At 63.2% G+C, this 6,248-nt stretch carries 6 protein-coding genes and 1 pseudogene; 6 read left to right on the top strand and 1 reads right to left on the bottom strand.

Annotated elements, in window-relative coordinates; all coding sequences use genetic code 11:
- Positions 1-232 (bottom strand): annotated as a pseudogene (locus INT12_RS08815) (IS110 family transposase); the annotation flags it as partial.
- Between the two features lie 182 nt (positions 233-414).
- On the opposite strand from INT12_RS08815, the gene INT12_RS08810 reads away from it, so the two are divergent.
- The 6 genes from INT12_RS08810 to INT12_RS08785 all read left to right on the top strand — a co-directional run bounded on the left by INT12_RS08810 (position 415) and on the right by INT12_RS08785 (position 6,247).
- Positions 415-1,275, top strand: a complete 861-nt coding sequence (locus INT12_RS08810) for a helix-turn-helix domain-containing protein (protein WP_226926078.1) — start codon at positions 415-417, stop codon at positions 1,273-1,275.
- A 218-nt stretch (positions 1,276-1,493) separates the two neighbouring features.
- Positions 1,494-2,162, top strand: coding sequence for a GntR family transcriptional regulator (locus INT12_RS08805; protein WP_046384101.1), 669 nt, complete (start codon positions 1,494-1,496; stop codon positions 2,160-2,162).
- 74 nt (positions 2,163-2,236) lie between these two features.
- Positions 2,237-3,043 carry an ABC transporter substrate-binding protein gene (locus tag INT12_RS08800; protein WP_046483264.1) on the top strand — a complete coding sequence of 269 codons (807 nt, stop codon included), beginning with the start codon at positions 2,237-2,239 and terminating at the stop codon, positions 3,041-3,043.
- Between the two features lie 12 nt (positions 3,044-3,055).
- A complete protein-coding gene (locus INT12_RS08795) occupies positions 3,056-3,832 on the top strand; it encodes an amino acid ABC transporter permease (RefSeq protein ID WP_046384099.1) in 777 nt (258 codons plus the stop codon).
- A gap of 2 nt (positions 3,833-3,834) precedes the next feature.
- Positions 3,835-4,614: an amino acid ABC transporter ATP-binding protein gene (locus INT12_RS08790; RefSeq protein ID WP_193039653.1), complete on the top strand. Its 780-nt coding sequence runs from the start codon at positions 3,835-3,837 to the stop codon at positions 4,612-4,614.
- Positions 4,615-4,636: 22 nt separating this feature from the next.
- The gene (locus INT12_RS08785; protein ID WP_193039654.1) at positions 4,637-6,247 is read left to right on the top strand and encodes a gamma-glutamyltransferase family protein; all 1,611 of its coding nucleotides are present in this window, start codon (positions 4,637-4,639) and stop codon (positions 6,245-6,247) included.
- Position 6,248: the final 1 nt, after the last annotated feature.

Here is a 6,248-nt window from a genome sequence, read left to right as displayed (position 1 = left end):
GCGGGGAAATCAGCTTGGCCGTGTGTCCCATCGCCATCAGTTGGCGAGCGACAAAATGCGACCCTGCACAGGCCTCCATCACCACGACACAGCTCGGCACATTGCCGAAAAACTGCATCATCTGCGCCCGTGAGCATTTTTTGCGAAACACCTCGCGGCCCGACTTATCCTGGCCGTGCAGGTGGAAAGTATGTTTGCCGAGATCGATACCGATCAGTGCTGACTCGCTCATGATGATGGCCTCCGAAAACAAAACACCCCGTGAAAGCGTAGCCCTCACAGGGTGTTGGGGGTGACCATCTCATTAACCCGCTCATCAGCCACTTTCAAGATATCCATGTGCATGCGGCCACCATCGAGGAATGGAGCCAGGACTACAGTCAATTAACCGCGGGTTCGGCTGAGAGTTCGCTCATGCAACTGTCGACTGCCGGTTGCCATGTGTTTCGCGAGCAGATCAACCAGCGCGTCGTGCAACACGGCGCGGCGCCGCGAGGCAAGATGTGTTTTGCGGTGCCGATCACCGTGCCGGGTTCGGTTCGGATGCAGGGGCGGGAGGTGGACGACAGCAGCCTGTTCTTCCTTCACGGTGGCGAGGAGTTCATGTTCCATATGCCGATGGGCATGGAGTTGTTGTCCATCACGTTCGAGCGTGAATTGTTCGAGCAGGCACTGGCGCAAACGGCGTCGGCGAAGGAGGTCGGCCAGTTGCTGCGTCAGCCGGTGATCAGCGTGTCCACGCAGCGCGTTGCCGGCGCTCGTCGGCGCTTGCTGGCGATGTTCTCCCAGGCCCTGATGCACGAAGCGCTCGACAGCACGCGAGATCGCGAGCGGGAGCAGGCGTTGGAACAGGCCATGCTTGGCGAGCTGCTGCAACTCTTGACCGACCCGGCCTGTGACAAGCAGCAACGCAGCCCAAGTTCCACGGGCAGTTTCATCGTCGAGAAATGCCACCGTCTGGCGACGGCGCAGTTGAACAGCGTGCCCAGCGTGAACGACTTGTGCCAGCGCCTGCAAGTCAGTCGGCGCACCGTGCAGAACAGCTTTCGCGCGGTCGCCGAGACCACGCCCCTGAACTACCTGCGCTCCGTGAGGCTCAACGGTGTGCGCCGGACCTTGATGTCCACCCGCGCGTCGGAGCTCTCGATCGGCGATATCGCTGCCCAATGGGGCTTCTATCACCTCAGCCATTTCGCCGCGGAGTACCACGCGCTGTTCGCCGAGTTACCGTCGCACACCGCACGTGCCGCCATCGCCGTCTGCGCGCGGGCCTGACGATCCAGTTGTTACGGTGCTGCCGATCTGCTCACGGATAGTGCATGGACTGTCCTCTTTAGTAGCACATCGTCTGGACAGGATCGGATGGGCGACTGCGAAGTATCCGACGACTACATCTAAATCAATCACTTAAGTCGACAGGCCAGAACCTGGCACGCCTCGTGCATTTTTGAATTTATGGATAATTGGATACAAAAATGCAAAGGTACCGCCGAATGCAATTTGCCCCCGCTTATGTTGACCGTCAGCCCCTGACTGCCGAGGAAGAGGCCTACAACTTCCTGCTCAATGCCATTTGCGGCGGCCGCTACCGCAAGGGCGACCGCCTGATTGCCGAAGACATCGCCAGTGAAATCGGTATGAGCCGCATGCCGGTGCGCGAAGCGTTCCGCCGCCTGGATGCCCAGGGCCTGGTGACGTTGCGCCCCAACCGCGGCGCCATCGTCGGCGGCCTGGATATCGATGAGCTGCACGAAGTCTTCGAGATGCGCAGCGCCCTCGAAGGCCTGGCGGTGCGTGTTGCGGTCGGTCGTATCGGCGAGCGCCAACTGGCAGCCCTGGAGCGCTTGCTGGACGAAATGGACGACTACCGCGACGAAAGCGCCGTGTGGGTCAGCCGGCACCGCGCGTTCCATGAATACCTGTGCAGCCTCAGCGGCCGGCCGCGGCTGATGAAGCAGATTTCGGCGTTGTACTCACTGGTCGAGGCGCCCATGCGCTTGTGGTTGCAACACGGTGAGAAACCCCTCAGCGCGCGCCAGGAACACGCGGTGATCCTCGACGCCATCCGTGCCGGTGACGCGGCGCGCGCCGAAGCTGTGGTGCGCGAGCACATCGAAGGCACCGTGCCGGCGCTGATTCAATTCCTGCAATCGGAACAATAGAAGCGGGCCCAAGCCCGCCTGTGTGTTGACGTTGAGTCCTGCCCCCGTTATTCAACGAACTGGAGTGTCTGGTCATGCATAAACGCCGCGCCTTGCTGGTGGCTCTCTCTCTCGGCCTCTGTACCCCATGGGCCTTCGCTGCGCCCCAGGTACCGGAGCGTCTGCAGAAAGTCGATAAGCTCATCTACTGCTCGGGGATGGATTCACCGCCCCTGGTGTCCTTCGACGAAACCCAGAAACCGCACGGGCTCACCGTCGACCTCGGCGTGGAAATCGCCAAGCGCCTGGGCGACAAACAGGTGCAATGGCGGGTGATTCCGTTCTCCGGGCTGGTGCCGGCGTTGCTCGCCCAGCAGTGCGACATGATTGTCGATCAACTGTTCGACAAACCCGAACGGCGACAGGTGATCGACATCGTCAACTACATGTATTCCAGCCAGTCGGTGGTGGTGCCCAAGGGCAACCCCAAGGGCATCAAGACCCTGGATGACCTGTCCGCGCACAAAGTGGCAGTGCTCAACGGTTCCACCATCAAGACCCTGTTGGACACCCAGAACGACAGCCTGACCAAGGCCGGCAAGCCACCGATGAAGCTGGTGGTCTACAACACCGACACCGACGCGTTCCAGGCCCTGCGCATCAGCCAGGTCGACGCCTACGGCACCACCGTGGAAACCGCCGGTTACTACGCGGCCATGGCCCCGGACCTGTTCCAGGAAGGCGTGCCGGCGTTCAGTCGCATCCTCACTGGCCTGGGCATGCGCAAGGACGACCCGCAACTGACCGCCGCCGTGCAGCAGATCATCAGCGACATGCGCAGCGATGGCAGCTATGTGCGGTTGCTGGACAAATGGCATGTCAGCAGCGACACACTCGACTGAGGCAAACCTGCGATGAATTTCAATTGGGATGTGTTCTGGCAGTACCTGCTGCAGCCCAGCGGGGTGTACCTCACCGGGCTCTGGTTGACCTGCCTGATCAGCGTGCTGGCGATGCTGCTCGGCTGCGTGCTGGGGCTGGCGGCGGCGCTGTTGCGCTTGTCGAAGAACCCGCTGTTGCACCTGCCGGTGCGCTTTTATGTGTGGTTGATGCGCGGCACGCCGTTGCTGGTGCAGATCGTGTTTCTGTACACCGCATTGGCGGCGGGCGGGATTTTCCGCTTCGAAGATATCGAGCTGTTCGGCCTGATCGTGCCCGGCAATATCCAGGCGGCCATCATCGCCCTGGGCCTCAACGAAGGCGCGTACATGGCCGAGATCATCCGCGCCGGTATCGGCGCGGTGGACAAGGGCCAATACGAAGCCGGGCGTTCCCTGGGCATGGGCTTCGCCAAGCTGATGCGGCGCATCGTGCTGCCCCAGGCCTTCCGCGTGATCGTGCCGCCGCTGGGCAATGAGTTCAACGTGATGCTCAAGAACACCACCCTGGTCAGCGTGATCGGTGTGCAGGAGCTGCTGCTCAGTACGCAGATGATCACCTCGGCGACCTTCCGCGTATTTGAGCTGTACCTGGTGGTCGCCCTCTACTTCTTGACGCTGACGACACTGTGGGGCTTTTTCCAACGCTGGCTGGAGACGCGCTTCAGCCAGTCCGACCGGCCCACCGCGCCGCCGACGGCGTCCAGCCGCCTGTTCGGGCGCAGCACCCTGAAATTGCTGAGGGGACGTTAACCATGGCGCACCAAAGTGAAGAACTGATCATCGAAGCGCTGGATATCCACAAGTCGTTCGGTACATTGCCGATTCTCAAGGGCATCTCGCTGCAAGTACGCCGCGGTGAGGTAGTCGTGCTGATCGGCGCCTCCGGCTCCGGCAAGACCACCTTTATCCGCTGCATCAATTTGCTGGAAGACATCCAGGGCGGGCGCATCCGCGTCAACGGTCGCGCCATGGGTTATCGCGAGCGCAGCGACGGCAGCCTGGTGCGCGATTCAGAGCGCAACATCGCCCGTCAGCGCCGCGACATCGGCATGGTGTTCCAGCGTTTCAACCTGTTCCCGCACATGACCGCGCTGGAAAACATCATCGAAGCGCCGATCCAGGTGCTCGGCACGCCGCGTGCGCAAGCGCTGGAACAGGCCCGTGGCCTGCTGGCGCGGGTCGGCCTGGCTGACAAGGCCTGCCATTACCCGTCGATGCTCTCCGGCGGCCAACAGCAACGGGTGGCGATCGCCCGCGCGCTGGCGATGAAGCCCCAGGCGATGCTGTTCGACGAACCCACCAGCGCCCTCGACCCGGAAACCGTCGGCGAAGTGCTGCAGGTGATGAAGGAACTGGCCGAGGAGGGCATGACCATGGTGGTGGTCACCCATGAGATGGGCTTCGCCCGTGAAGTGGCCGACCGCGTGGTGGTGCTCGATCAGGGCGAACTGATCGAGCAGGGCCCGCCGGAACAGATCTTCAGCCACCCCAGCCATCCGCGTACCCGAGCCTTTCTCAGCCGCGTGTTATGACTTTTTTTGAAGAGCCTTTGCCATGTTGAAATTTTCTGCTCACGAGTACCCTTATCCGTCGCAACGCCAAAGCGTCTTCTCCCGTCGCGGCATGGTCGCGGCGTCCCAACCGCTGGCCGCCCAGGCCGGGATCGAGATCATGCAAAAGGGCGGCAATGCCATCGATGCCGCCATCGCCACGGCGGCGGCGCTCACCGTGGTGGAACCCACCGGCTGCGGCCTGGGCGGCGATGCCTTTGCCCTGGTGTGGTGCAAGGGCCAGTTGCACGGCCTGAACGGCAACGGCCACGCGCCGGCCGCCTTGAACATCGAGGCGGTCAAGGCGGCGGGCCATGAGCGGATGCCGCTGTACGGCTGGACACCGGTCACCGTGCCCGGTTGTCCATCGGCCTGGGCGGAGCTGTCGCAACGCTTCGGCAAGTTGCCCTTTGCCGAACTGCTGCAACCGGCGATCAGCCTGGCGCGCGACGGTTTCCCCGTGTCGCCGGTGGTCGCCCATCAATGGCAGATCGCCCTGAATGAATTCAGCCCCCATCGCGACGCGGTGCTGGACGCCTGGTTCGACACGTTCCTGATCGACGGGCGCGCACCACGGGCCGGGCAGATCTTCCGCAACCCGGCCCAGGCCGGCACGCTGGAAGAACTCGCCGCGACCCGCTGCGAAAGCCTCTATCGCGGCGCCTTGGCCGAGCGCCTTGACGCGCACTCCCGCGCCAGCGGCGGCTACCTGCGCGCCAGCGACCTCAAGGATTACCGCGCGCAGTGGGTGGCGCCGATCCACATCAATTATCGCGGCGTGGACGTCTGGGAAATTCCGCCGAGCGGGCAGGGGCTGGTGGCGTTGATGACGCTGAAGATCCTTGAAGGCTTCAGCTTCGATCACCGCGACAGCCAACAGACCTGGCACCGTCAGTTGGAAGCGATGAAGCTCGCCTACAGCGACGGCCTGCACTACATCACCGACCCCCAGCATATGCGTGTGGCGGTGGCCGATCTGCTGAGCGACGCCTACAGCACGCGCCGCCGCAGCCAGATCGGTGAACAGGCGCAGCCGCCCAAGCCCGGCGACCCCCACGCCAGCGGCACGGTATACCTGGCCACGGCGGACGCCGAAGGCAATATGGTTTCGTTCATCCAGAGTAACTATCACGGCTTCGGCTCCGGCGTGGTGCTGCCCGACAGCGGCATCGCCCTGCAGAATCGCGGGCAGGAATTCAGCCTCGATCCGGCCCACGCCAACTGCCTGGCCGCGGGCAAGAAAACCTTCCACACCATCATCCCGGGCTTTCTCACCAAGGACGGCCAGGCTCTCGGACCGTTCGGCGTGATGGGCGGCTACATGCAGCCCCAGGGCCATGTGCAGATGGTGATGAACCTGGTGGACTTCGGCCTCAACCCCCAGGCGGCCCTGGACGCACCGCGCTGGCAATGGCTGGGCGACATGAAGGTCGGCATCGAACACGGCGCTTCGCGGGACTTGGTCAATGCACTGGCGCGGCGCGGGCATAAGGTGCAGACCGACAGCGACCTGACCGACTACGGGCGTGGGCAGATCATTCTGCGCGACCCGGTCAGCGGCGTGCTGTGCGGGGGGACCGAGCCGCGGACGGATTCGCATATCGCCGTGTGGTGAG

Source organism: Pseudomonas sp. K8 (assembly GCF_014889455.1).
Classification (GTDB): Bacteria; Pseudomonadota; Gammaproteobacteria; order Pseudomonadales; family Pseudomonadaceae; genus Aquipseudomonas; species Aquipseudomonas veronii.
Note: the sequence above shows the minus strand (reverse complement) of the source record. Positions and strands in the feature narration are given on the sequence as shown.

Excerpts from the sequence above, each read along its gene's own strand:
- INT12_RS08810 (WP_226926078.1), top strand. The coding sequence starts at position 415 with ATGCAACTGTCGACTGCCGGTTGCCATGTGTTTCGCGAGCAGATCAAC.
- INT12_RS08805 (WP_046384101.1), top strand. The coding sequence starts at position 1,494 with ATGCAATTTGCCCCCGCTTATGTTGACCGTCAGCCCCTGACTGCCGAG.
- INT12_RS08800 (WP_046483264.1), top strand. The coding sequence starts at position 2,237 with ATGCATAAACGCCGCGCCTTGCTGGTGGCTCTCTCTCTCGGCCTCTGT.
- INT12_RS08795 (WP_046384099.1), top strand. The coding sequence starts at position 3,056 with ATGAATTTCAATTGGGATGTGTTCTGGCAGTACCTGCTGCAGCCCAGC.
- INT12_RS08790 (WP_193039653.1), top strand. The coding sequence starts at position 3,835 with ATGGCGCACCAAAGTGAAGAACTGATCATCGAAGCGCTGGATATCCAC.
- INT12_RS08785 (WP_193039654.1), top strand. The coding sequence starts at position 4,637 with ATGTTGAAATTTTCTGCTCACGAGTACCCTTATCCGTCGCAACGCCAA.